The organism is Pseudomonas luteola NBRC 103146, assembly GCF_002091675.1.
Lineage (GTDB): Bacteria > Pseudomonadota > Gammaproteobacteria > Pseudomonadales > Pseudomonadaceae > Chryseomonas > Chryseomonas luteola.
Genome location: NZ_BDAE01000011.1, coordinates 1 through 24,818, shown reverse-complemented (window position 1 = coordinate 24,818; position 24,818 = coordinate 1). Strand labels below are relative to the sequence as shown.

At 55.9% G+C, this 24,818-nt stretch carries 21 protein-coding genes and 1 tRNA gene; 14 read left to right on the top strand and 8 right to left on the bottom strand.

The features are described from left to right. Positions 1-84: 84 nt before the first annotated feature. On the top strand, positions 85-1,578 hold the full coding sequence (locus PLU01S_RS13315; protein WP_019365094.1) for a RimK family alpha-L-glutamate ligase: 1,494 nt from the start codon (positions 85-87) through the stop codon (positions 1,576-1,578). A 194-nt stretch (positions 1,579-1,772) separates the two neighbouring features. Here the strand turns inward: PLU01S_RS13315 and PLU01S_RS13310 are convergent, their stop codons facing one another. Beyond that, a complete protein-coding gene (locus PLU01S_RS13310) occupies positions 1,773-2,579 on the bottom strand; it encodes a hypothetical protein (protein ID WP_074825347.1) in 807 nt (268 codons plus the stop codon). A gap of 57 nt (positions 2,580-2,636) precedes the next feature. Continuing rightward, positions 2,637-3,602, bottom strand: coding sequence for an alpha/beta hydrolase (locus PLU01S_RS13305; RefSeq protein WP_173869075.1), 966 nt, complete (start codon positions 3,600-3,602; stop codon positions 2,637-2,639). Between the two features lie 175 nt (positions 3,603-3,777). On the opposite strand from PLU01S_RS13305, the gene aroC reads away from it, so the two are divergent. From aroC to PLU01S_RS13260, 9 genes are all read left to right on the top strand, one after another. Continuing rightward, entirely contained in the window at positions 3,778-4,869 is a 1,092-nt protein-coding gene (gene aroC, locus PLU01S_RS13300) for a chorismate synthase (protein ID WP_074825351.1), read from the top strand. 126 nt (positions 4,870-4,995) lie between these two features. Beyond that, positions 4,996-6,177: an MFS transporter gene (locus tag PLU01S_RS13295; RefSeq protein ID WP_074825353.1), complete on the top strand. Its 1,182-nt coding sequence runs from the start codon at positions 4,996-4,998 to the stop codon at positions 6,175-6,177. Further along, on the top strand, positions 6,137-6,754 hold the full coding sequence (locus PLU01S_RS13290; protein ID WP_010798002.1) for a methylthioribulose 1-phosphate dehydratase: 618 nt from the start codon (positions 6,137-6,139) through the stop codon (positions 6,752-6,754). Before PLU01S_RS13295 ends, PLU01S_RS13290 begins: the two co-directional genes overlap by 41 nt. Continuing rightward, positions 6,751-7,302: a 1,2-dihydroxy-3-keto-5-methylthiopentene dioxygenase gene (locus tag PLU01S_RS13285; protein ID WP_074825355.1), complete on the top strand. Its 552-nt coding sequence runs from the start codon at positions 6,751-6,753 to the stop codon at positions 7,300-7,302. Before PLU01S_RS13290 ends, PLU01S_RS13285 begins: the two co-directional genes overlap by 4 nt. Continuing rightward, on the top strand, positions 7,299-7,982 hold the full coding sequence (gene mtnC, locus PLU01S_RS13280) for an acireductone synthase (RefSeq protein WP_074825357.1): 684 nt from the start codon (positions 7,299-7,301) through the stop codon (positions 7,980-7,982). Before PLU01S_RS13285 ends, mtnC begins: the two co-directional genes overlap by 4 nt. 94 nt (positions 7,983-8,076) lie before the next feature. Further along, the gene (locus PLU01S_RS13275) at positions 8,077-8,292 is read left to right on the top strand and encodes a PLD nuclease N-terminal domain-containing protein (protein WP_010798005.1); all 216 of its coding nucleotides are present in this window, start codon (positions 8,077-8,079) and stop codon (positions 8,290-8,292) included. A gap of 102 nt (positions 8,293-8,394) precedes the next feature. Beyond that, positions 8,395-9,255 carry a polyamine aminopropyltransferase gene (gene speE / locus PLU01S_RS13270; RefSeq protein WP_019365086.1) on the top strand — a complete coding sequence of 287 codons (861 nt, stop codon included), beginning with the start codon at positions 8,395-8,397 and terminating at the stop codon, positions 9,253-9,255. Between the two features lie 250 nt (positions 9,256-9,505). Next, positions 9,506-9,841, top strand: a complete 336-nt coding sequence (locus PLU01S_RS13265) for a ribonuclease E inhibitor RraB (RefSeq protein ID WP_010798007.1) — start codon at positions 9,506-9,508, stop codon at positions 9,839-9,841. Between the two features lie 150 nt (positions 9,842-9,991). Further along, the gene (locus tag PLU01S_RS13260) at positions 9,992-10,879 is read left to right on the top strand and encodes an AEC family transporter (RefSeq protein ID WP_010798008.1); all 888 of its coding nucleotides are present in this window, start codon (positions 9,992-9,994) and stop codon (positions 10,877-10,879) included. Between the two features lie 356 nt (positions 10,880-11,235). Here the strand turns inward: PLU01S_RS13260 and PLU01S_RS13255 are convergent, their stop codons facing one another. Beyond that, complete coding sequence (locus tag PLU01S_RS13255; protein ID WP_010798010.1) at positions 11,236-11,931, bottom strand: crotonase/enoyl-CoA hydratase family protein; 696 nt, start codon at positions 11,929-11,931, stop codon at positions 11,236-11,238. A 202-nt stretch (positions 11,932-12,133) separates the two neighbouring features. On the opposite strand from PLU01S_RS13255, the gene PLU01S_RS13250 reads away from it, so the two are divergent. The 4 genes from PLU01S_RS13250 to bcsG all read left to right on the top strand — a co-directional run bounded on the left by PLU01S_RS13250 (position 12,134) and on the right by bcsG (position 16,554). After that, a tRNA-Ser gene (locus PLU01S_RS13250) sits at positions 12,134-12,223 on the top strand. Between the two features lie 797 nt (positions 12,224-13,020). Continuing rightward, positions 13,021-14,586, top strand: a complete 1,566-nt coding sequence (bcsE, locus tag PLU01S_RS13245; RefSeq protein ID WP_074825359.1) for a cellulose biosynthesis protein BcsE — start codon at positions 13,021-13,023, stop codon at positions 14,584-14,586. After that, complete coding sequence (locus PLU01S_RS13240; RefSeq protein WP_010798013.1) at positions 14,576-14,779, top strand: hypothetical protein; 204 nt, start codon at positions 14,576-14,578, stop codon at positions 14,777-14,779. Before bcsE ends, PLU01S_RS13240 begins: the two co-directional genes overlap by 11 nt. Positions 14,780-14,868: 89 nt before the next feature. After that, positions 14,869-16,554: a cellulose biosynthesis protein BcsG gene (bcsG, locus tag PLU01S_RS13235; RefSeq protein WP_074825361.1), complete on the top strand. Its 1,686-nt coding sequence runs from the start codon at positions 14,869-14,871 to the stop codon at positions 16,552-16,554. Between the two features lie 48 nt (positions 16,555-16,602). Here bcsG and PLU01S_RS13230 read toward each other — a convergent pair whose 3' ends face one another. The 5 genes from PLU01S_RS13230 to PLU01S_RS25995 form a co-directional block, all read right to left on the bottom strand. Beyond that, entirely contained in the window at positions 16,603-17,643 is a 1,041-nt protein-coding gene (locus PLU01S_RS13230; RefSeq protein WP_019365081.1) for an NADP-dependent oxidoreductase, read from the bottom strand. A 132-nt stretch (positions 17,644-17,775) separates the two neighbouring features. Further along, positions 17,776-21,231 carry a cellulose synthase complex outer membrane protein BcsC gene (gene bcsC, locus PLU01S_RS13225; protein ID WP_074825363.1) on the bottom strand — a complete coding sequence of 1,152 codons (3,456 nt, stop codon included), beginning with the start codon at positions 21,229-21,231 and terminating at the stop codon, positions 17,776-17,778. After that, positions 21,219-22,322 carry a cellulose synthase complex periplasmic endoglucanase BcsZ gene (gene bcsZ, locus PLU01S_RS13220; protein ID WP_074825365.1) on the bottom strand — a complete coding sequence of 368 codons (1,104 nt, stop codon included), beginning with the start codon at positions 22,320-22,322 and terminating at the stop codon, positions 21,219-21,221. The genes bcsC and bcsZ overlap by 13 nt, the downstream gene beginning before the upstream one ends. Before the next feature lie 5 nt (positions 22,323-22,327). Then, positions 22,328-24,583 carry a cellulose biosynthesis cyclic di-GMP-binding regulatory protein BcsB gene (gene bcsB, locus PLU01S_RS13215; protein WP_074825368.1) on the bottom strand — a complete coding sequence of 752 codons (2,256 nt, stop codon included), beginning with the start codon at positions 24,581-24,583 and terminating at the stop codon, positions 22,328-22,330. A 2-nt stretch (positions 24,584-24,585) separates the two neighbouring features. Continuing rightward, the coding region (locus tag PLU01S_RS25995; RefSeq protein WP_218019572.1) for a hypothetical protein at positions 24,586-24,818 on the bottom strand (233 nt) is incomplete at its 5' end.

Here is a 24,818-nt window from a genome sequence, read left to right as displayed (position 1 = left end):
AATTGGTACAGACCGAACCTGAGTCGTTTGACAGGAACGTTGGTAATAGGCTCCCAAGGCGATTATCTGCACCGAGGAGGTGTTGTGAGCAAGCTGTATATCATCGTCGAGCGCAAGGAGGATTGGTCATCCTATTATCCGAGCGAAGACGTTATCACTGCCCAGGAATACCTTGAGCAGTCAAATGAGCAAGATAACGGCAAGCGTGTGCAGGTCATCAACCTGTGCCGTAACCAGAAGTACCTAGGGCACGGGTATTACTGCTCATTACTGGCAGAGGCCCGGGGTCACAAGGTAATTCCCTCCGTTCGCACGATCAGTGAGCTCTCCCGTAAATCCATCTATAACCTGGCTCTGGAAGATCTCGACAGGTTACTAAGCAAGGCCTTGAAGGGCCATCCCTACGCCAGTGCTGATGGGTTCACGTTGACCCTGTACTTTGGGCGAACCGATATCGAAGCCTTGCAGGATCTGGCCCGCCAGCTGTTTGAAGCTTTCCCCAGTCCACTGCTGCTCGTGGATTTTCGCCGCAATCGTGAGGGCTGGCATATTGGGGGCGTCAAGCTGGGAGCCATACACAAGCTGCACGAAGCTCAGGAAGACCTTTTTGCCAATGCCCTGGATGGTTTTAGTCGGCAGGTCTGGCTCAAGCCGCGCGTAAGAGAAAAATATCGTTTCGAAATGGCCATTCTGCATGACCCGAAAGAAGCGTTCCCGCCTTCTGATGCCAAGGCTCTGAAGAGCTTTGTCCGGATTGGCAAACGTCTGGGAATCGATGTTGAGTTGATCGAGAAAAAGGATTACTCGCGTCTTTCGGAGTTCGATGCGCTGTTTATCCGTGAGACAACTGCCATTGATCACCACACGTATCGTTTCGCCAAAAAAGCGGAAAGCGAGGGGTTGGTGGTAATGGATGATCCCCGCTCGATCCTGCGATGCACTAATAAAGTCTATCTGGCGGATTTGCTCAAAGCACACAAGCTGGACATGCCCAAGACGGAAATCCTGTACAAGGACAATGCCGCCCAGTTGGCAACGGTAGGGGAGCGGCTGGGCTTTCCGCTGGTGCTAAAGATTCCGGATGGCTCGTTCTCGCGTGGCGTTATGAAAGTCTCCAATCAGGAGGAGTTGAACAAGGCGAGCGCCGAGTTGTTCGAGCGCTCCGTGCTGCTCCTGGCCCAGGAGTTCTTTTATACCGACTATGACTGGCGCATAGGCGTGCTCAACCAGGAGCCGATCTTTGCCTGTCAGTACTTCATGTCGAAAGGGCATTGGCAGATCTACGATCACAGCGCCGGTGCGGTCGAGAGCAGTGGTGACTTTCGTACCGTGCCCATTCAGGAGGCACCTCATGAAGTGGTCGAGCTGGCGGTTCGTACTGCCAACCTTATCGGCGACGGCCTGTACGGAGTTGACCTCAAGCAGGCGGGCGAGCGAATGGCGGTCATCGAGGTCAACGACAATCCCAATATCGACTCAGGGATCGAGGATGCCGTCCTGAAGGATGATCTGTATGCGTTGATCCTGGAGGAGTTCATCCGCCGGTTGGAGTTGCAGCGCAACGGTCAGCGTTGGTGATCACTGATGTTCTTAAAAACATTTGGACGCTAAAGTGCCCCGCAAAGCGGTCGGAGATTTAACCAAAGCGTAGCTTTTATCCTCGGACTGACCGCCCTGGAAGGACGGTTCTCAATCCCGGTAACTACGTACCGAAAGAGTGCCGATAAAAACATCGGCTTCAGGCGTAGCTGTAACGCCTGAAGCCTTTTGGCTCAATGAAACACCATCCAAATCAGCAGCCCGGCCTCGAAGAGGCAGAACGCCGTTAGGCACGCCATGGTGAACTTGAGGCCCGCGTCGTCACGACGGTAGGCGGCAATCTGCTCCTGCAGCTTGAACACGCTGAGGTCACGCTCATGCAGGTTCTTGTCCGCCTGTTCCAGCATGCTGCCTACATCCAGCAGGGAAAGCACCTGCACCTTATCCATGTTCCATTCGCTTTTAAGCTCGCTGGCCTTGGGCGCGCTACAGATGGCCTTGAGGGTTTGCCCCTCAAGATAGGTAAGGGTAAAACCCTGAGCTTCCAGTGCATGGTCGCGGCGCTTGCGCATCTCCTCGACAAATCCATCACGGGCTGGCAGATCAAGGTTGGCCACCTTGTAGTGGCCCCACTTGGTCTTGGCCCATGCAATGCCCTGAGCTAACAGAAAGCGGCCCAGGCCACGATTGGATGGCTCGACTTGCAACAGTCCGCCTTCAAGTCCGCCGGGTTCGGCGGTGAAGCGGATCTCCTTGTTCTCGTGATCAGCCCAGATATTCAGGAAATTTTGATCACGGTGAACGCGCTGTCCGGGCAGCTGAATGCTCAACGATAAAACGCTCAGATCGTCTCCATGCCGTTCGGTCTTGCCAAACTGCACAAAGCGCAGCGGGCGAGGCCCGGTAATACGATCCGTGGGCAACGGTGTCAGACGCAGCAGATAAAAATGTTCCGGTCCGAGCTCGGCCCAGGGATGCGTCTGCTTCTCAGGGGCGGTTTCCTCGGCGGTAGTGGGTTCTTCAATATCGGTTTCAGTCATGGCCGCGATCCTTTTCTACCTCCGCATGGGGTAATTCAAATCGCTATATCGGCCAAATCAGCGTGGACTAGAGACTTTTTCCTGAATGAAGGCGGTCATTCGCTCCACCAATTCGCCCGCTAATGGAAGATCCGGGTTGTTGTAGGTGGAAAGCTGAGCTTCGACATTGGCTGACGTGATTCTGAGCATATGATTCATACCGGGAATCAGTGCCAGCTCGGCCTCGGGCCTTGCCCGTTTAAGCGCCTCGGCATCCTTGATGTCTACCTGAATGTCATGCTTGCCCTGGATGATCAATGCCGGAGCCTTGACCTGAGCGAAGGCCTGGGCGGGATTCTCCCGGAAGAGGGTGATCAGGTAAGGCTGAACGCTAGGGCGAAACAGCACCATCAGGGGCTCCGGTACCTGAAGCTGCATCTGGCCTTTATCCAGCTGATCCATGATCCATTGTGCGCTGGCCAGCAGCGCAGGGGACAGCTTGGTTGCCAATTGCTCGCGCAACACGTCGTCGATAGGGCGGCCACTTCCCGACAAGGTAATCAGGGCATCGGCACCTGCATCGTTGGCAGCGAGGCTGGCCATGAGGGCGCCTTCGCTATGGCCGATCAGGATCAATTTTGTAAAACGCGGGTCTGAGTGGAGCTTTTTCGACCACGCGACGATATCTGCAACATAGCGTGGGACGCTCAAGTCTTCTTCTCGTGGCGCAGCAGGCATACTTTGTGCAACGCCACGCTTGTCATAGCGAACGCTGGCAATACCGTTCTCAGCCAGGGCCTCGGCCAGGCGTTTCAAGGCAAAGTTACGCGCCATGGGGTTATTGCCGTCACGGTCTGTAGGCCCGGAACCTGCAATGATAAGAGCTACCGGCTGTGGCTTGTGACTTTCCGGCATGACCAGGCTGCCATACAGCGTTCCGTTGGCCGTCTCAAGGTTGATAGGGTGATACAGGATCGGCCCCCTGGCCGCGAATGCGGGTAGCGTCAGAAGGCAACACAGCAGAACAAACAGGCGGGACATCACAGCACTCATGACCATAAACAAAGGGCACCGGACGGTTCCGGTAACCCGTAATTGGACGCAGCGTAACGGTTAGGGTTCTAAAGATGAACTCGGGAAAGCCAGAAGGTATACTCGTTCGCTTTCTGTGCCGGCGCTGGATAGGCTCCGGTCCATCGATTCTGCGGAGCTTTGCGACATGTCCGGCAATACCTTTGGCACATTGTTCACTGTTACCACGGCTGGCGAGAGCCATGGGCCCGGGCTGGTCGCGATTGTAGACGGATGCCCACCGGGGCTGCCGTTGGCGTTGGCTGACCTTCAACATGATCTGGACCGTCGCAAGCCGGGCACCAGTCGGCATACTACCCAGCGCCAGGAGCCGGATGAGGTCGAGATCTTGTCTGGCGTGTTCGAAGGCGTCACCACGGGTACGCCTATCGCTTTGCTGATTCGCAACACCGACCAGAAGTCAAAGGACTACTCTGCCATCAAGGACCTGTTCCGCCCAGCTCACGCGGACTATACCTATCACCATAAATACGGGTTGCGTGACTACCGTGGCGGTGGCCGCAGCTCTGCTCGTGAAACATCCATGCGGGTTGCGGCTGGCGCCATTGCCAAGAAGTTTCTGGCGACCAAGGGCATCCGTGTCCGGGGCTACATGAGCCAGCTCGGTCCTATCGAAATTCCGTTCAAGACCTGGGATAGTGTGGAGGAGAATGCGTTCTTCTGTCCTGATCCAGCCAAGGTGCCGGAGCTGGAAGCGTACATGGATCAGCTGCGTCGCGATCAGGATTCGGTAGGTGCCCGGGTCACGGTCGTGGCCGATGGCGTTCCGCCGGGCCTGGGTGAGCCGATTTTCGATCGCCTGGATGCCGAGCTGGCTTATGCACTCATGAGCGTCAACGCCGTGAAAGGCGTTGAGATTGGTGCCGGATTTGCCAGTGTAGCGCAGCGGGGCACCGAGCACCGCGATGAGCTTACCCCCGAAGGCTTTCTCAGCAACAACGCCGGCGGTGTACTGGGAGGCATTTCCTCGGGGCAGCCAATCGTAGCGCATCTGGCGCTCAAGCCTACCTCAAGCATTACCACGTCTGGCCGTTCCATCGATGTGAATGGCCAGCCCGTTGATGTGATAACCAAGGGCCGCCACGATCCTTGCGTTGGTATTCGGGCCACCCCGATTGCCGAGGCGATGATGGCGCTCGTCCTGATGGATCACTACCTGCGACATCGTGCCCAGAATGCGGATGTACACGTAGGAACGCCTGTCCTGGGTCAGCTCTGATTGCGGGCTTATCAGCCTATAGACAGGTTCAACTGCAGCTGCCCGTGGAGGGCAGCTGCATGAATAGGCACGCCGCTGATCAGCTGTACCGGCCTACTCGGGCACTGCATGAATACACATGAGTCAATGCCGATTCCTTATTGGCGTCTGTCCAGTTTTTATTTCTTCTACTTCGCCTTGCTGGGCGCAACGGCGCCGTTTCTGTCGCTCTACTTTCATCATTTGGGGTTTTCCAGCGAGCATATCGGTCAACTGGTCGCTATTCCCATGCTGATGCGCTGCCTGGCACCCAATCTCTGGGGGTGGCTGGGCGACCGTACCGGTAAGCGGTTGACCATTGTTCGTTTCGGCGCCTGCTGCACGCTCATCTGCTTTGCGGGGATTTACCTCAGTCATAGCTACGCCTGGCTCGCCCTGGTCATGGCGGCCCATGCGTTCTTCTGGCACGCGGTGCTGCCACAGTTTGAAGCCATTACCCTGGCACACCTGCGTGAACAGGCTTCGCTGTATAGCCGCATTCGCCTCTGGGGATCCGTCGGGTTTATTGCAGCAGTGGTAGGGCTGGGCAAGCTGTTCGAGCATTTCAGTCTTGATCTGTACCCAGCCGGCCTGCTGGTCATCATGGCCGGTATTGTCATAGGCAGTATCTGGGTTCCGTCGCCTCTTGCGGTAAAACTGGAAAACAGCGGAAGCGAAGGCGGACTCATGGGTTGTCTGCGTCAACCGGGCGTCATGGCTTTTTATTTGGGGGCCTGCCTCATGCAGCTCTCCCATGGGCCTTATTACACCTTTCTAACGATACACCTGGAAAACCTGGGTTATGCTCGCGGCACGATCGGTCTCTTGTGGGCAGTAGGGGTTGTGGCGGAGGTGCTGATCTTTTTGGTCATGCCTCGTTTGCTGACCCTGTTCAGCCTGAGACAGGTACTTGCGGCCAGCTTTCTGCTTGCAGCGCTGCGCTGGCTGCTGTTGGGGCATCTTGCCGATCACCTGGGGGTTCTGCTCTTTGCCCAGGTCATTCATGCGGCTACATTTGGTTGTTTTCATGCATCGGCGATCCATTTCATCCAGCGCCGTTTCGGAAACAGACATCAAGGGCAGGGGCAGGCACTGTATGCTGCACTGTCGGGAACCGGAGGCGCCTTGGGGGCGTTTTACTCCGGTTATAGCTGGCAGGTGTTGGGTCCTGCCTGGACATTCGGCTTCGCCAGCCTGGCAGCGCTGGTGGGGGCATGCATGATCATTACGCGTTTGGAAGATCGACATCATGATGAATCATCGGGAGCTGCTGGCGCAGCAAATCATTGAGGCGGGTCAGTTTCTCTACAGTCGGGGATGGTCTCCAGCAACCAGTAGCAATTACTCTGCCCGGCTGTCCGAGACCCGCGCGTTGCTTACCGTCTCAGGCAAGCACAAGGGACAGTTGGGCCTGGATGATGTGCTCGTAACGGACCTAGAAGGTAACAGCCTGGAGCCCGGCAAGAAGCCGTCGGCCGAAACGCTGCTGCATACCCAGCTGTATCGATGGAAGCCGGAGATTGGCGCGGTGCTGCATACGCATTCGGTTAATGCCACGGTTCTGTCCCGGATGGTTGCCGACGAGGCGCTGGTACTGCATGACTATGAGCTGCAGAAGGCCTTCAGCGGTATCACGACCCACGAGGGCAGGGTACTGGTACCGATCTTTGAAAACGATCAGGACATCGCCCGGCTTGCCACGCATGTTCAGACATGGCTCGACACGCATCCAGACTGCGTGGGGTATTTGATTCGTGGTCATGGTCTCTATACTTGGGGGGCTCGTATGAGCGATGCCTTGCGCCAGATCGAGGCGTTCGAGTTTCTTTTCGAATGTGAACTTAAAATATTGAGTATCCGGACATGAGCCGCCTGACTGTCTACCATGAGTCCCATCCCGAGCAGCCCAACAAGGTGCTTACCCAGGGTGATCATATCGCGGCAACGCTGGCCGAAGTAGGCGTTCGATTCGAACGCTGGCAGGCCACGGCGCCTGTAGCGCCGGGGGCGAGCCAGGAAGAAGTGATTGCCGCCTATCGTCCCGAGATTGATCGTCTTATCCAGGAGCGCGGCTATCAGACCGTGGATGTGATCAGCATGAAGGCTGATCATCCTCAGAAAGCCGAGCTGCGCGCCAAGTTTCTGGACGAGCATCGTCATGCAGAGGATGAGGTCCGCTTTTTCGTGGCCGGGCGTGGCCTCTTTACCTTGCATATCGGCGAATATATCTATGCCGTACTGTGCGAGAAGAATGACCTGATTTCAGTACCCGCCGGTACACCGCACTGGTTCGATATGAGCGAAGAGCCCAACTTCGTTGCGATCCGGCTGTTCAATAATCCTGAGGGATGGATCGCCCAGTTCACTGGGGAAGACATTGCTTCCCGTTTTCCACGCCTGGAGGCAGATGCATGACTATTCGCGCTATCCTGACCGATATCGAGGGCACGACCAGCGCGGTCAGCTTTGTCTTTGATGTCCTGTTTCCTTTTGCGGCCAAGCATCTGCCGGGCTATGTGCGTGAGCATGCTCAGGAGGTGGCAGTGGCAGAGCAGCTGGATGCGGTGCGCGCCGAGGCCGGGGAGTTGACTGCCGATACCGAGCGCGTCATCGAGATTCTGCTGGGCTGGATCGCTGAGGATCGTAAGGTTACACCGCTCAAGGCCTTGCAGGGCATGATCTGGGCACAGGGCTACAAGGCCGGCGAGCTGAAAGGGCACGTCTATCCGGATGCCGTCGAAGCCCTTCGGCGCTGGCATGCGCTGGGGATTGCGCTTTACGTCTATTCTTCCGGCTCTGTGCAGGCGCAAAAGCTCATCTTCGGTTGTTCCGAGGCTGGAGACCTGACGCCGCTGTTTTCCGGCTACTTCGATACGATGACCGGAGGCAAGCGTGAAGCCGCTTCCTATAGCCGTATCGCCAGCGCAACCACGCATCAGGCCGATGAAATTCTCTTCTTATCGGATGTTGTCGAGGAGCTGGATGCTGCCCGGTCTGCCGGTATGAAAACCTGTGGCCTGGTTCGCGAGGGCGGCGATCTGGCCGGTCACCCTTGCGTGAAAAGCTTTGCTGAAATCGACCCTCTGGCGCTCTGACAAAAGGGATATCAGCGACATTCGGTCGTTTGAGGCGAACTACCGCCTCGGGTGCGCAGTCCCAATTTTACCGGAACTGAATTGGAGAGCACCCATGATTAACTCAACTATAGGCGGTGTCATCGGTTTCATCGTCTTCTTGCTGGATATCTGGGCTATCGTTAGCGTGATTCGCAGCGACAGCACCAGTAACAAGAAGATCTTCTGGACACTGCTTATTATCATTCTGCCAGTCGTGGGGCTGATTGCCTGGGGGCTTGCGGGTCCTCGCGGAAGTACGTCCGTATCGGCGCCAACGCATAAAGGGTAGTAGAACGCGTCTGGAGACCGTCACGTATTGCCCTTACAATGCCCGCCTTTTCCAGGGCGGGCGTTTTCCGTTCCGCCCATCCGAGGAACGGGAGACCTCTCAATGAAAGATTATCTAGAAACCCTATATGACGGCTATGGCCAACGCTTTCGCATGGACGAGCTGCTCCATGAGGTTCGTACCGAGCACCAGCAACTCGTTATTTTCAAGAATGCCCGCATGGGACGCGTCATGGCGCTGGACGGCGTAATCCAGACGACCGAAGCCGATGAGTTCATTTACCACGAGATGCTTACCCATGTGCCGTTGTTTGCCCATGGTCAGGCCAAGCGTGTCCTGATCATCGGTGGCGGTGACGGCGGTATCCTGCGGGAAGTGGCCAAGCACAAGAGTGTCGAGCACATCACCATGGTGGAAATCGATGCGGCCGTGGTCGACATGTGCAAAACCTATCTGCCCAATCACTCCAATGGCGCATTTGACGACTCGCGTCTCAACCTTGTCATCGATGACGGTATGCGCTTCGTGGCAAATACCACTGACCGTTTCGACGTGATCATTTCCGACTCGACCGATCCCATCGGCCCGGGTGAAGTACTGTTCTCGGAAAACTTTTATCAGGCCTGCCATCGCTGCCTGAATGAAGGTGGAATCCTGGTCACGCAGAACGGCACGCCCTTCATGCAGCTTGACGAAGTGAAGACCACAGCAAGCCGGGTCAACGGGCTCTTTGCTGACTGGCATTTCTATCAGGCTGCCGTACCGACCTACATTGGCGGCGCGATGACCTTTGCCTGGGGCAGCCGAGACGCTGGCAAACGTTTCGTGCCGGTAGATACCCTACGCGAACGGTTCGCAGTCTCCGGCATTGTTACGCGCTATTACAATGCCGACATCCATATTGGTGCCTTTGCGCTGCCTCAATATGTACTAGGCGCCATTGGCAAGACTTCCAACGCCTGATACTTTCGGAAGGTGCTCTGTGATCATTTGCAGGGCACGCACCACTCGTCGCTATCCAAGGAACCGGTGCCGCCTCAAAGCTCTCTTTTAGTTGTGTGCAATGCTATACGTCAGGCGTTTGTGTTGGCGTTCTTTTAGTTGAAAGGGCTCTGCGGGTGGCTTCGCTGATACCGGCGATCACCGTTGCAACGCCTCTATCACGCTCTATCGCATTAACTAAAAATCCCATTCAATGAGCAGGAGGTGCCCTATGCCTTTAAACATCTCCGATGATGTAAGCCTTACTGTGCTCCGGCAGATGAAGGAGGGTGGTTTCGACTTCTCACGCATACATCCCATCGATTTCTTCGCTATTTTTCCTGATGAAAAACAGGCCCGAGAGGCTGCATGTCAATTCAAGGGAGAGTCGTTGAACGCTCAGATAATCCCGCACGAAGAGGGTGGGTGGCACTTACAGGTCAGTAAGGTCATGTTTGCTACCTATACGACAATTGACGATTTCGAGTCTGATCTTGAGGCCGTCGTCAGTCCTCTTGGCGGAACGTTGGATGGCTGGGGCGTAACCCAGGAAATCAGGAGGACCTGATCCTGACGTCGAGGCATGGCCGTTCGTGTCATGCCTCATTTTAGTTTCTGCCACATGCTCCGTCTGATCTCACGTCCTGCGATACCGATTTACTACTCCCCGTTCCTGCCCAAGAGGGCATAATGAACCCTTGATTCAGGGGAGAAAGGCATGCTGTCAGAGTTATTCGCGGTCATGGCGCCTGTGCTCATTGGCGCAGGTATCGGCTATTTCTGGAAGCGCTGGGGCTATGAATATCCCACTGACTTCATCTCCCGCCTGGTCTTCAACGTAGCCTCTCCCTGTCTGGTCCTGGCGACACTGGGGCATGCACACATCGACAAGCACAGCTTTGGGCAAATGGCCCTGGCCTGCGTTATTATCTGCGCGATCATGGGGTTGGCAGCCTATGGGCTTGCCCGAGTCTTCAAGCGAGACTGGAAGGTATTAGCCCCGGCATTCATGTTTCCCAATGTAGGCAACATGGGCTTGCCGGTGTGCCTGTATGCGTTTGGCGAGCAAGGCATGACGCTGGCCGTGGCATTTTATCTGGTCTTGTCGATCGGTAATTTCAGTTTAGGGATCTTCTGGATGTCCGGCGAGCGCTCGCTCAAGATGTTGCTGGGAAATCCCATCATGATTAGCGTAGCGATTGCGTTATCGCTCATGATGCTCGATGCCCAACTGCCGCGCTGGATTGCCAATACCGTCGACCTCATGTCCGGCCTTGCCATTCCGCTCATGCTTATTACGCTGGGCGTGTCACTGGCCAGCATACGGCCACAACACCTGGGGTCCGGCTTCCTATTCGGCGGAATCCGGCTATGCCTGGGTGCTCTTGTGGGCTGGCTGGTGGGTTGGGCGCTACATCTGCCACCTCTGGCCCATGCTGTCCTCGTCACCCAGTCATCTATGCCCGTAGCGGTTTTCAACTATCTCTATGCCCTACGCGCTAATCGGTCTCCCCAGGAAGTAGCCAGTCTCGTATTGTGTTCAACCATACTGGCGTTTGGGTTCTTGCCGCTGATGCTGGCATGGTGGCTGCCTGCCACAGGATAATCAGCCTCCCAACAGGCGAGTCAGGTTGGGAAGTACAAGTACGATGGTGGTGATAATCAGCACAAGGCTCGCTTGCCGCCACTTGGGTGTCGGTTCTCTTAACATGACTCAAGCCCTTTCTTCTTATAGGGAGAAGCTCGATTGCTCTGTCGGCATTTATTATGGCCCTCGCAAGGGCCATATCACATTGAGTCGAGACTAGGTCGCAAGTTACAGCCTGTTTAGATCTAAAGCTTTTCTAAATCTCCTACTTAATGGTGTTTAGCGATTAAAAGGAGCGCTGTACAGCGTCTTTTCACTGTTATAGACGCGTTTCACAGAGGTTTCGTGACAGCGTGCCGTTTGTCTGATGATTGTCAGGCGCGGCCGAAGTGTTGGGCGTCCAGGGCGATAGCCTCATCCAGTGCGGACAGTAATGGCGCTCTGGCCTTTACCTTCGTATTCCCATGGGCTGACATGTTGAGCTTGCTCAGGCGCATAGCGGCGCGGTGAACAGCGTCTTCCAACGCTTCTGGCGCTACGACTTCATCCAGAAAGCCTGCTTCGACAGCCGCTTCAGGTGAAAACATTTCAGCACCAATCACGGCTCGTTGAAAGGCGGGACGGGGCAACCGGTCGCGTGCGATTTCAATACCCGCCTGATGCATTGTCATACCAATAGCGACTTCATTCAGCCCTATGGTAAAGGCGCCTTTGACGCCAATCCGGTAGTCCGCCGACAACAACAGGAAGGCACCTTTGGCAACGGCATGACCACCACATGCAACTATCACGGGGAAGGGGTGGGACAACAGACGACGTGACAGACGAGACCCCATTGTGACTAGGTCGATCGCCTGCTGCGGGCCGCTCATCATGACCTTCAGATCGAAGCCCCCGGAGAGGATTCCCGGTTGGCCTGTAATGACCACAATGGCTTTGTCCTTTTCGGCCTGATCGAGGGCCTCGTTCAGCGCATCGATAACAGCTGGCGAGAGCGCATTGACCTTGCCGTTGTTCAGCGTAAGCGTTGCCACAGGGGATTCATAGCGATAAGAAACAAGTGCGTTCATGAGTGAGCCGTTGTCGTTATTGATATTGCGGTGAACGTAACGACTGTTTCGAGTCACGTAAAGCCGTTTGGTTGACTGCCTGGTCACGCGTGAACTGGGCTTTCTGATTTAAATGCATGAATACATTAAAAAAAATTTGCCATTTCAAAACTACATGGATATAGTGGCGCACCTCAACGACGCAGACGTTGAGAAAAATTCTGGTGAGGTGTCCGAGCGGTTGAAGGAGCACGCCTGGAAAGTGTGTATACGAGAAATCGTATCGTGGGTTCGAATCCCACCCTCACCGCCAGATTAACAAAACCCCTGAGAGCGAAAGCTCCAGGGGTTTTGTGCATTCTGAGTGAAATTTCTGCCGAATATACGGGCAGGATGTCAGCGTTTTAGATACCGAGCGCTTGGGGCGTAAGTTGCGAGTGTCAGATCCGGCAGGCAGGGTTCGCTGAAAGACGTTGGTTTGCGAAGTTCGCGCTCTATGTCCGTTAGCACAGTGTCCATCAGCAAAGGGTTCTGGACTTGCGCTGAGGTCAGCTTCCAGGTGAGCGGAGAATTCCCCGTTACGGGAGCTGCAGTAATGGTCAGGCTACCATCGCAATCGACCACTGTATTGACCTGGTAGCGTCCAAGCGAGAGATCCGACAGGTGAAGAAGTGACTTCATGATCAAAGAGCAGCGTTTTCCGTGATGAGTATTAGATACGGAATTTCCTAAACATTCCCGCACGGCTTGACCGTTTGTCAGATCTTCTTTTCCTGTCTTACGTCTTGATTTAGATCAAGAAAGAGGTTGTTTCACCGACGCTGTTGACTCAAGCCGCAGCGTGTCGTGGCGACATGTCCGCCGCGACTTGCCTTTTATGGCCAAAACTTCTGATGGCCTGAAGGCTATACGGGAAGGATGGTGGTAGGTGCGGTTATGAGGTCGCTGCTTAATCGCTCGACTGTTGTTTGCCAAGTTGCTGGCTATTGAATGGCTAGGCTGACTTTTCCCCTGGGTACTGTCAAAAACCGGGATTGTGGCGTGTGGCCAACTGGATGTTCGCTGGGTTGTCTGCAATGCTGTGTTTATCTTCAGGCAAAGGCGAACAGTTTGCACATCGCTATTCATTCCCTACCTCAACAATATGGCCATATGCGCCAGCCTGGCCTGTACTGGTTGTTGGTTAACCAGGCTCTGGTGGCCGATACGTTGCTGCTGTCAACCCTCCATGAGCAGGCTTCGGACGTATCGTCAATTTGCGTATTGCCTGACCGGCCCAAGGACAGCTGGATCGACGTTCTGCTGGCTCATAAAACTAACGTCCGGTTTTATACGCTAGCTGAACAGAACCATGAGCGCTGGCTGGAGCGGTTGACCGAAGAGCTTGAATGGTACGGCAGGTTGGCCGGCCGGCTGATCGTGGTGCAGTACGATGTTCGCCAATTGGACAGTCTGACCGAGGCTGCGCTGAAAAAGCGGCTGGCTCATCTGGCCGGATGGGTCCGTAAGCACAAGGCTACATGGCTCATGATTGGGGTGGGAGATGGTGTCCAGCAGCGGACACGTCTGGCGCCGCTGAGTGATGAGTTATCCGGCCTGGGTGAAATGGAGCGCCATGCCTTTCATGTGCATTACCATATTGATCACTGGCGTAGCGGGGAGGGTGGCGTTTTTCATGCTGACTTCTCACTTGAGCTGAGTGAGTCCGGCCTGCGACTGGCCAATGCCGCTGATGTGGAAGTGTCTACCAGTAACCGTGATGACGAGGTGGTTCTGGCCTGGCGAGAATGCCTGGCAGGCCGACAGGCACCCTCCCGGCATTGGCAGCTGTTTGACTCACTGGAAGATCTGCTTAATGCAGCCCATGGCGCCCATGCCGCTACGGTAGTGCTGGGCATTGCAACTGCGGGCAAGGTAGAGGAGCTGGCAAGACAGATCCATGGCTTACGCGCTGCCCGAGGCAATCGGCTCAAGATTGTGATTCGTGAAATCAGTCAGTGTCTTCGCCACGTGGATGAACGGCTGTTCTTTTCAGCGGGTACCAACCTCGTTGTGCCGTACCTGAACGATGTATCCCGTTTCTTTAGTCAGTTGCAAAGTGTACAAGGACAGATTTATCGGCGAACGGGCGATACGGACTTCGATAAGCTCCTGCAGGCATTACGTCCCCAGTTCATGCGTGGCTATGTGGCTGCAGAGACCTTTATTGGCAGTGTACAGGCCGAACTGGAGCGCATCGTACAGGATGAGCTGCCCGGCATGGTATTAAAGCTCAAGCCCGCCCATGGTCTGGCCGCTCTGGATCTATTGGCACAGTGCGACATGAAGCGTCGTGGCGATTTCGTGACGGTGGTCGAGCAAAGCTTGTACCTGTATCTGTTTGCGTGTCGCCTTAACGATATCGAACCGGCCTTGCGAAATATTTTTCGTGTTTCTGTCGATACGCTGGCATCGAGTATCGAGATTTATGACAGTGCCGAGCGGTTGGGGCTGGAGCTGAGTCGAATGAATGCGCTACCGGCCCAGCATGACTATACGGATGACCTTGCCTTCCGGCTCAAAGGTATTGCCGAGCCGGCTGACATCAAAGATGTCTCTCCCGAATCGGGTGAGCCACAGCCTGTATTGAGGCGTGTTTCGCTTATGGTAAAGAGGACTGCAACCCATGAGCGATGAGCTGTTTCACTACGCCATCATTCTGACCGGCATTCTGGCCTTTCTGGCGGGTTTTTTGCTGCGCTCGGCTTGGAAGGCCATACTGGATTGGATATTTCACAAGACACAAAGGCCTCGTTACCTGAAACCCTCGATAGAGCTTAAAGGGGGCAAGATTCGTGATGGCGAGACAAAAGGGCGGGGTAATCAGTAAACCTGACGGACGTTTATGCTCCATCATCCATTCGACTACGCCTCGCTATCGCCTTGAGCGGGCAGGACGCCTTGATTGAAGATGTGTTTATGACCGATAGACCACTGCTGCCGCCACCCACCGCGCTTCAATACTGGCGAGGGTTGGGCTTCTGGAATTACTACTTCCTCACCAAATTCGTGCTGGTCTGGCAAGGCCTGCTAAATTTTCATGCGTTGGAGAATTTGGCCTTTGCGGCTTTTCTGTTGGTGCCGCTGCCGCCGGTATGGCTGCACCGTCTGAGGCATGTCGTGGCGATTCCCATTGGCGTGTCGCTTTATCTATATGACACCTGGCTACCCCCTGTCAGCCGGCTCTTTGCCCAGTCTGCTGAGATATCGGCGTTCAGCTTTGACTATATCCTTGAGCTGGTAGGGCGGTTCATTAATACTTCCTGGCTGGCCGCAGGTCTCGTGCTGTTGGTGGGGTACCTGTTCTTCAGTCAGTGGATACGTTTCACGGCGGTAACGGTTGTAGCCTTGGTAGCGATTCTGATTGCTGGCCAGACAACCTTCTGGCGTTCATCAAACCCTGCCGCGGGACCAACACTTGTAGACGTCCCAACCACGGCTGTACAGCCTGGAGGACAGGCGTCGCCTGTGCCCAGGCCGGTGGCGGGCGGAACGGTAGAGCCAACCGATGCTAATCTCAATGCAACACTCAGTGATTTTTATACCCATCAGAGCACTCTGGTCAGCCAGTTCCCTCCAACTCTAGGTAGCGACGCGGCCCCCTTTGACGTGCTGATCCTGAATATCTGCTCATTGGCCTGGGACGACATGGAGGATGTCGGACTCAGTCAGCATCCGCTCTGGAACAAGATGGACGTGCTGTTTGATGACTTCAATTCGGCCGCTACTTACAGCGGACCAGCTGTATTGAGGCTGCTTCGAGCGAGCTGCGGCCAGTTGCCTAATGCCGGGTTGTATCAGCCTGCCAGCAAACAGTGCTTTCTCTTCGAAAATCTCAAGCAGTTGGGTTTTGACGAGGCCATGGTCATGAACCATACCGGTCGCTTCGATAATCTGATCGGGCAGGTCAAAGACAACGGTGATATGCAGGCGACTCTTTTCCCGTTTGGGGACTTGCGGCCCGTCATGACGGGCTTTGATGGCTCGCCCATTTACCGTGATGGACAAGTGCTCTCCAAATGGTGGCAACAGCGACTAGACAATGCGTCAGCGCGCGAGGCGATGTTTTATAACACAATCTCGCTGCACGACGGGAATCGGGTCATTGATCCAACGTCCGGCAAGACGGTCACGGCAGAATACAAGCCGCGTCTGCAAAACGTACTAGATGACCTGAGCGGATTTATTGATCGCCTCCAGGCTTCTGGAAAGCCGGTTCTGCTGGTGATCGTGTCCGAGCATGGCGCCGCATTGCGAGGCGATCTCATGCAGATCAAGGGAATGCGAGAAATTCCAAGCCCTACCGTGACGCACATTCCGGCCGGCGTAAAACTCATCAATGCCAAGGCGACGTTGAGCGGGGCGCCTGTTCATATCCGTACACCTGCCAGCTACTTTGCGTTGTCGGAATTGATTAATCACCTGGTGGATGGCGCTGCCTGGAAAAATCCGAATTTCGACCTGAATGCCGTTATTACCAGCCTGCCGCAGCTGGATCATGTGGTGGCGGAAAACGAAGGCAGTGTGATGATGCGTTTCAACAATACGCATTATTTGAGGCTGGATGGTAAAAGCTGGATCAAGTATCCGGAGCGGGGGAAGTAAGCGAGAAAGGCCAGTCGTAATGTACGGCTGGCCTTTCTGGCGCTAGCTTCAGTCGTTGCCGACCCGGACGACCAGCTTGCCAAAGTTCTTGCCTTCCAGGAGGCCCGTAAACGCGTCAGGGGCGTTTTCCAGACCGTCCACGATCTGCTCGCGGTACTTGATCTTGCCTTCGCTTACCCAGGGCGTCATGTTTTCCAGGAACTCACCGTAACGGTCGCCATAGTCCATGGTGATGATGAACCCTTGCATGCGAATGCGCTTGTGCAGGAACGTAGCCTCCAGCATCGGGAGGCGATCCTTGCCGTCAGGCAGATCCTTTGGATCCTTGTTGTAAGTGGCGATCAGACCGCACACCGGTACGCGTGCCTTGGTGTTCAGGAGAGGCAGAACCGCATCGAATACCTTGCCGCCTACGTTTTCAAAATACACGTCGATACCCTTAGGGCAGGCCTTGGCCAGTGCCTCGGCAAAATGCTCACTCCGGTGGTCGATGCATTCATCAAAGCCCAGGGCTTCTACGGCATGCTGGCATTTTTCGGCTCCGCCCGCGATTCCTACAACGCGGCAGCCCTTGAGCTTGGCAATCTGTCCCACCGTCGAGCCAACGGGACCGGTGGCCGCGGCAACCACAACGGTTTCACCCTCCTTGGGCTGTCCGATATCAAGCAGCCCCATGTAAGCAGTAAAACCAGGCATTCCAAGAACGCCCAATGACCAGGAGGGATGCTCCGGGTTATCGCCGAGCTTGTTGAGACCATCGCCATTGGAGACGGCATAATCCTGCCAGCCATTAGCAGCTAATACCCATTCGCCTTCCTTGTAATCCGGATGTCGGGAGCTTTCCACGCGGCAAACCGTGCCTCCCACCATCACATCGCCCACTTGCATCGGATCGGCATAAGATTTCGCATCGCTCATCCGGCCCCTCATGTAGGGGTCGAGAGACAGGTAGACCGTGCGCAGCAATACTTCACCGTCTTTTGGCTCAGGGCGAGGCTCGCGCTCCAGACGAAAGTTCTCTTGCGTCGGTGCGCCTTGCGGGCGCGAGGCCATTACGATGCGGCGATTTTCGTTTTGGGATTGGGTCATGTCTCACTCCTGTGGATCATCCAGGGTCAGCGCTGTGCCTGTTCAACGAGAGCAGGCGGGCTGTTGGTTACAGGGAAGGGACTGATCCAGATGCCCAGGGTTCCTGAAAATCTCTTTCAGGCTGGCCTGGGTTTAATTGAACTGTGCATATTCCTGAAGTGGCTCGGGCGGCATCCTGAGATCGCCTTCCCAGGGAGCAAAACTGTAGCGCAGGTACACGAGTGCCTGGTTGGGTTTGTAGTCACTCCCCACGGAGCGCTCGATTCCGGCAGACGTACCGATGAACCAGTTGGGCGAAAGACGACGCTCCAGCGAAAAGCTGGCTCGATAGCCAAGGCCTTTGCTGCGGCCTCCCGTCAGTACAGGATTTCCTGCTTCGCGCTGCCAGGCGGACTTTGTCGGGAAGTAATCCGCATCATCCTCTTTCACCCACGAGTAGCTGGCTGATGCTTCGGCGTAAAACGACCAAGCATCCCAGCGTTGCGCAAAGTTGATCGGGACAGAGTAGGACAGGTATTGCTGTGGGCTATAATAGCCTCCCTGGCCGAACGTATAACCGCTCAGGTTTTCCTTGAAGTGCCAGTACATGACGTTACTGCCAACCCGCAGGCGTCGATTGGGCTCGTCGATCAGGCGAAAGTAGATTCCGCTCGTCAGGCGCAGGCGATCATTGCTTTCCACGTTTTTACCCGTCAGGCGATGGGCCTGCAGGCTCGACCAGATGCCGTAGAAGCCGCCCTGGTCGTAGCTTAAACCAAGCGATACCCCATTGGTACGGACGCCACCCCAGGTTTTGCCTGTGCGAGGGTCTTCAGTACCTGCATAGGCCAATAAGGACGTGGACAGGGCGCGGCGGGAGATATCCATTGTCCAGCCAAGGGACTCAAGATCGCCGCTCAGGCGTACACCTCCCACGATATCCTGTACTGGAAACCCCAGGGGCGTAGTACCTACGTCCCACTGGGTGTCCTGCCCACGCCAGCCAACAGCCAGGCTGGTACCTTGGGCGCGTTGATTGACATGCCCGCGACTGCATTCCTCACGGGTCTGGCAGAGGGCGACACTTCCAAAGTTGTTCTGCTCAAGAATGTTTCCCAGGCTGCCATTATCCATCGTAATGGTTTCCGCCCGGAAAAAGCCTTTGCCATCCCTGAGGGGATGATCAGCTTCAAAGCGTAGATCATGGGCCTTGAGGTCCGATATACCCGGTGTGCCTGAACTGTCCCATGCGTCATACTGCAGTGTCGCAGTAGCGGTCTGCTGTTGATAAAGCTCAGCGGTATCGCTGCGAATGCTGCGGTTGAGCCAGTCGTCATCAGGTTGTACTCGAGTTTGTCGGGTGAACTGCGCATCGTTTTGGCCCGGATCGCCCATGTTGCTTGTGCGCATGGCCTGGCGATAGCGATCAAGCGCCAGGTCCGGCTGTTGATTGCGTCTGGCGAACCGCGCCGCGTCGCGCCATAGGAGCGGATCACGGGTCTCGACCTCCAGCGCGGCATTCATGTAGGCAGCGGCTTTCTCCGGCTCTCCCAATTCCGACCAGAGATTGGCCATCCGACGTTGCTGTCCCGCCGTGGCTGCCTTGGAAGACAGCTCGGCCAGTTGGCGCCGTGCCTGGATATCAAGGCTCTGCTGATGGGCAAGCTCTGCCAGGCTGAGTCCGGCTTCTATATTGTCGGGCTCAAGTACCTGAGCTGCACGGTAATAACGTTTGGCCTCGCCAGGATGTCCACCTAATACCGACCACTCGCCCAGCAGGAGAGGAATACCCGCTTCCTTGGGAAAGCGCGTACGTGCCTTTTCAAGCAGGGCGGTCGCATCCTGGGTGCGGCCCTGATTGTTTAAATCGCGCGCTTGAGCCAGGGTCAGGCCGTAATCCAGTCGATAGGCAAGGCTGTGCATATCCTCACTCCACTGGTTGGCAGGGACTTGTCGCAGGCTACCAAGCGCCCGTTGCGCCTGGTCCTGACTGTCTAGAAAGAGCGCGTGGGCGTACCGCAGGACCGGATCAGTGGAGCGCTGACGCAGCTGATTTGCAAAGGCGTCTTCTGCCTTTGGATTACCCAGTGCTGCGCGCGCTCTAGCAAGGTTATAGGCCAGCCAGGGATCCTGCGGCTGCAGCTCAAGGGCTTCTGTCAGCTTGTGCTCAGCGGTTGCCCATTGACCTTTGGCGGCATGGGCATCGGCCTCGCGCGACAAGATGTTCGCCTGAATCCGGTTCAACTCAGGTGTATAACGTTGACGCTGATCCTGGGGAAGGGAGGCGATAAGAGATTTGGCCGTGTCGATCTGGTTTTGCTGAAGATAAAGGTTGATGAGGCCCCGTAGTGCTGGACCGTTTCGACGGTCATAGGCCAGCGCCCGCTTGTAGGTCTGCTCGGCTCTGTTCGTATCACCCTGCGCTGCATAGACATCGGCAAGGCCCGTCAAGGGCTCTACGGCGCGAGGTTGCAGTCTGGCAGCGTTCTGGTAGGCCTTTGTTGCTGCAGTGTAATTGCCTGCACGCAGTGCAGTATCCCCGTCATTGAGGGTTGCCCAGAATTGGGCTGTGTTGATCAGGCTTTGCCACTTGGCTCGCTGGTCGATGTTCTGCTCGCTGGCCAGGGCTCGCTGGTAAAAGGCTAACGCGTCCTGATGCCTGCCTTCCCGTTGCCGTAGTCTTCCCAGGTTGCCTAAAGCGTCAGAATCATTGGGGAAGCCCTTAAGGGCCTGCTGCAGGGCGCGCTCGATAGCAGCATAGTCCTGTGAGTCTTGCTCCAGAAGCTGCTGAGCCCTTTGCTTGGCTCTGAAAGTCGGGTTTGCCAGCAGTTGCTGCTGCGCGGCTAATCCCTCGTGGGCGATAGGAGCTGCATCCGGGTAGGACTCAAGGTAACGCTTCCAGAGCGTGACAGCCCGATCTTCAACTGGCATTCGCTGGAGTTGGTCCAGCCATACTGCAGAGGCGCCCTGGCGGGCGTAGGGGTCCTGACTGAGCTTTTCCAAGTCCTTATAGGCCTCTGGATCATAACGATTCAGATCGAGGCGCTGTCTGACCAGCGCCAGCCGATAATTGCCACTTTGCGGATAGCGATTTACCAGTGATTGAATACCCTGTAGGGCTCTGGTATGACCCTGCGGCGTATTGGCAACCGCTTGCCAGTATTCCAGCTCGTATTCCGGCGACGGCAGGCCTGGCTTGAATAGCTCATCGTATAGCTTCAGGGCTTCGTCATAGCGCCCCGCCCGCGCGAGCAGCCTGGCTTGAAGAAGCTGCGCTTTTTTTTGTGGCTGGTCGAGTTCGATATCAAGCCGTACCAGACTCAACGCCTGCGAACCTGGAGCAACCTTCTCCAGATGTTTCAGTGCGGCCTGTGCTTCCTGCGGCTTGTTCTGTCTTAACTTCAGGCGGGCGAGGGCAGCCAAGCCTTCCGGATGATCAGGTGCAATTTTGAAGAGGCGGTAAAGGCTGTCTTCGATCAGGTCATCTTTGTTACGCGCCTCGCCAGCCCTGACTTGCGCCATTAGCCGATCCTCCGGCGTAACGGGCCCCTCGGCCTGGGCCGACAGGCTAACCAATAGAAGAGACAGCAGAACAATCAGCGTGGGCATGCAGCGGTATCCGGCAACTGCAATTCACCATGAACGTTGAAGCGGAAGCGACCTTCTTGCCAGCCTCGTCCAAACAGCGACAGGACATTGCCATAATAGGCATCTGCCTCGAGCGGCTCCTGCTTCAAACGGGCTAGCTGAGCGTCGAGAGCCGCCTTGTCACCCAGGCTTGCCAGAAGCGGAAGTACAGCCGCCGAGAAGCCTAAAGGCCCGCGGTTTTGAGTAGTCCCTGTCTCGGCATTGACCTCTTCGGGCGGGTACCCCCGTTGCGAGATATAAGTCTGCATGGGCTGAAAGCGCGAAAGCAGGCTATCCCGGCCGGCTGATCCAGGCGCCTGCATACCTGCCCACAGGTAAACACGAATGGCGTTATAACTGCCTTGCCAGCCGCTCCGCTCGGAGCCATGCCAGGCACCTGAGCGCCAATCAATCCAGTCAGGTGCAAAGCCTTTGGGCGCGGTTTCGTTCAGCAGTCGCAGCGTAGGAGCAATCATGCCTTGCCAGGGGCCTTCCGGATGCTTGTAAGCGAAGCTGCTAAGCAAAAAGAGCGGCGTGTAGCTGGGGTTTAGCGTCCAGCTGTCCTCGTTGGTAAAACCGACCGGGGCGGGCAGAAGCACCGGACCAAGCCCCTCAACCCGCGCGACTTCCTGCTTTTCGATCTGCTGCAGAAGCCGATTGGATAACGTCTGGTAATTGTGAATCCGCCAGAGGCGCGAGGCTTCCTGAAGGCTGTAGGCAATCCAGAGGTCGGCATCGGAAGCTGCGTTGTCATCCAGTATTTGAAAGTTGCCGTTTTCCGCACGCCCCCAGAGCCAGGCAGGCAGGTGTTTGGAAAAGTCTCCCTGGCTCAGGTTGCCCTGCGTCCAGTTGACTAAACGCTGAAACGTGGTTCGGTCACCTGCTACCAGGGCGAAAAAGAGCGCGTAGGATTGTCCCTCCGATGTTGTGATTGCGCGCTCGTCGCTGCGATCGATCACCCTGCCATTTTCGATGAACCCGCGCTTGAAACTTTCCCAAGCCGGCCACTGGCAGGCAGCCGAGGCAGGACTGGCAAGGCTGATCAGACAGAGGGAGGCAAGCACTTTTTTCATGAAGGTTACTCCTGTTCCTGCAGGCGACGGCGCGCCAGCCAGCGGAGGACATTCCAGAGCAGGGCAGCCAATATCAGTGTGGTCACGATTGCAATGAATGCCAGTAGTAGCGGATGTGCGGACAGGTGATACCAGAGAAGCAGCCACCAGGGCAGGCTACCTACGTAGTAAGGCTCTCCTACGATATGACTGTCGATCCGGTCTCCGCGGAAAAGACTGACGGACCCGGTGACATTCTCAAGCCCGGTATTCTGGCTCAAGGCCTCTTGCAGCTGCTGATAGCTGTTTTCGCCATAACCCATCAGAGCGACTACGCTGCGCGAGCTGGCGTATGGGGATTCAAACCCGACCAGCGCCGAGATCGGCCCCGACGACGACGTTTGCAATTGTGTGTCTGCCATGGCAGACCCGGTGTCCTGTAGCGGTGACTCAAGGCGGGATGTCTTGCGGTTGGGAAGCATGAGCGACGTTCGGGTCTCATCCACGAACGCTGTCATATTCTTGTCCAACTCGGTCCGAGCCTGCTCGGGAATTTCACCTATTATCAGAACGTCGCGTTCGCCTTTCTTTATGGTTGACCAGTCATCACCAATGGAGACCTGTGTCGCGGGATAGCCTGTAATGGCCCCCATGCGTCCCATCAACGTAAACAAAAGGCCTGTCTGTTCCGGCGTTGGCTGCGAGGGCATCATTACCTGCGTCTGGGATAGATCGGCAAGGCGAGTAAAGGGATATCCGGCACTGACAAAGGCGCGTAGATCGGGCATGGCCTTGTAGTGATAGAGCGAAGAAAAATCAATGGTCGAGTCCGGATCGATTGCGGCCTGAACATTGAGCGGAAGCGTCGTAGTGCAGCTGGTATTGTCGCCATTGGCCGGGAAGGCGCCGAAAGAAAAATCAAAACGCAGCTCATTGCGAGCCCCTAGCTTGAGTGACGGCACTTGAAAGCCGGTACTGGTCCCTAGCAGATTTTCGTTAAGAATCGGCAGATTAACACCGCCCATGCTCTGGTTGGCATTCTTGCTCAGCGTAAAGGCCTTGATGAACTGGTTGTTGGCGTTGACCGTCAACAAGGCCGTATCGTCACGGAGCGGGGGCGTGTAGCGGTATTTAAGATCCAGCGGGATACCGCGATTACGCCACACGAACAGGTCCGGCGGAATATTGAACGCCAGCGTAATCGGTCGCGGCACCATGCCGGTGACTTCCAGCTGATTGGGATAATCCATTAGCTCGCCCAATCGAGTAGGGCGATCCAGTGAAACCCAATTTGGGGCATCGTAGGGTTGGCGGGGTGCCAGGGTTTGCAGAGAGTCCACGGTGGTGGATTGCCCTCGTAGCGTAACAGCGCCCAGGGCGACAGCTTTCGCTGCGGTCAGCAGGTCGTTGTCGTCACGCCCAAGGATCAGTAACAGCTTCCCGTAGGGATTTTGCGGATTCTCGACAATCTCAATGGTCGGTGCTGTCACCTCCGCATGGTCTTCAATCAACGCAGGCAATTGTGCATTCGTTGCAAACACAACGGCATTGCCTTGAGAGGGCAGGCGTCCAAATGAGGTTGGAAAGCTGGCGCCTCGCCAGTCGCTCAGCGTTCCAAACCAGGACGCCATTACTGCCCCAGCAGTCTGCTCGGCACTGTTAGGCCGATCTGCAAAGATGAATGGAACGCTCAGGGGCGTTGGGTCGCGTTGATCGAAAAAGGGCTCTGGTAATTTGGATAAGTCATTCTGGATCTTTAGTGCCTGAGTGCTCAGGATCAGCTGGCTTTTCGCGCTGAAGTCAACCCATAGGCTGGAGTGCAGCGGGTCTTCGCAAATGGGGGCATAGTGGCCAACCAACTCAAAGCGCACGTTGTTGTAATCAGAAATAAACTGGGCATCGAGCGGTAGATCCCGCGTGATTTCCTTGCCCAGATCCGCCTGATTGATAGGCAATACCCCCATCAACTCATTGTTCAGATAGACTTTCAGGTGCGACTGCACCGGAATCAGCGCCGGCGAGGGGGTATACACCAAATGGAGTCGAGCGCCTGTGACGACCTCATCGCTACGTAACCCAAACGATGCGTAGAGATTTCTCAAGACATTACGGGTCGTCAGGTTTCCCGCTGATGAGATCTGATTGAAGCCCAGCTGCCGCTCCTGTACCGGTGGGGCAACGGGTGTCGTGTTGGGAGCAGGCGCAACCGTAGGCGCCGCGGTAGTCCAGGGAGCGCAGGTCAAGAGAGCCGCTGCGATGAGAAAGCGGATTACGCCTTTCATGCTTATCCTTGCTGTTGTGTTCGTTTTGGCGGTAAGACAGGGGTTACAGGTATGAACGACACGAGTTTCTCCACCAGCCATACCGAGCCCTTGATAAACGGACGGGAAAGCCTGGGGGAGTGCTGCAGCATGCGTTTATAACCTGATAATCCGACCCGGATAATGGCCAGGATGCTGCGTAGCGGACTGTCTTGCACAAAACTTTCCTGCCATTGGGCCCAAGTGTCGGCACGTG

Coding starts and splice junctions, on each gene's coding strand:
- PLU01S_RS13310 (WP_074825347.1), bottom strand. CDS start 2,579: ATGACTGAAACCGATATTGAAGAACCCACTACCGCCGAGGAAACCGCC.
- aroC (WP_074825351.1), top strand. CDS start 3,778: ATGTCCGGCAATACCTTTGGCACATTGTTCACTGTTACCACGGCTGGC.
- PLU01S_RS13295 (WP_074825353.1), top strand. CDS start 4,996: ATGCCGATTCCTTATTGGCGTCTGTCCAGTTTTTATTTCTTCTACTTC.
- PLU01S_RS13290 (WP_010798002.1), top strand. CDS start 6,137: ATGATGAATCATCGGGAGCTGCTGGCGCAGCAAATCATTGAGGCGGGT.
- PLU01S_RS13285 (WP_074825355.1), top strand. CDS start 6,751: ATGAGCCGCCTGACTGTCTACCATGAGTCCCATCCCGAGCAGCCCAAC.
- mtnC (WP_074825357.1), top strand. CDS start 7,299: ATGACTATTCGCGCTATCCTGACCGATATCGAGGGCACGACCAGCGCG.
- PLU01S_RS13275 (WP_010798005.1), top strand. CDS start 8,077: ATGATTAACTCAACTATAGGCGGTGTCATCGGTTTCATCGTCTTCTTG.
- speE (WP_019365086.1), top strand. CDS start 8,395: ATGAAAGATTATCTAGAAACCCTATATGACGGCTATGGCCAACGCTTT.
- PLU01S_RS13265 (WP_010798007.1), top strand. CDS start 9,506: ATGCCTTTAAACATCTCCGATGATGTAAGCCTTACTGTGCTCCGGCAG.
- PLU01S_RS13260 (WP_010798008.1), top strand. CDS start 9,992: ATGCTGTCAGAGTTATTCGCGGTCATGGCGCCTGTGCTCATTGGCGCA.
- PLU01S_RS13255 (WP_010798010.1), bottom strand. CDS start 11,931: ATGAACGCACTTGTTTCTTATCGCTATGAATCCCCTGTGGCAACGCTT.
- PLU01S_RS13240 (WP_010798013.1), top strand. CDS start 14,576: ATGAGCGATGAGCTGTTTCACTACGCCATCATTCTGACCGGCATTCTG.
- bcsG (WP_074825361.1), top strand. CDS start 14,869: ATGACCGATAGACCACTGCTGCCGCCACCCACCGCGCTTCAATACTGG.
- PLU01S_RS13230 (WP_019365081.1), bottom strand. CDS start 17,643: ATGACCCAATCCCAAAACGAAAATCGCCGCATCGTAATGGCCTCGCGC.
- bcsC (WP_074825363.1), bottom strand. CDS start 21,231: ATGCCCACGCTGATTGTTCTGCTGTCTCTTCTATTGGTTAGCCTGTCG.
- bcsZ (WP_074825365.1), bottom strand. CDS start 22,322: ATGAAAAAAGTGCTTGCCTCCCTCTGTCTGATCAGCCTTGCCAGTCCT.
- bcsB (WP_074825368.1), bottom strand. CDS start 24,583: ATGAAAGGCGTAATCCGCTTTCTCATCGCAGCGGCTCTCTTGACCTGC.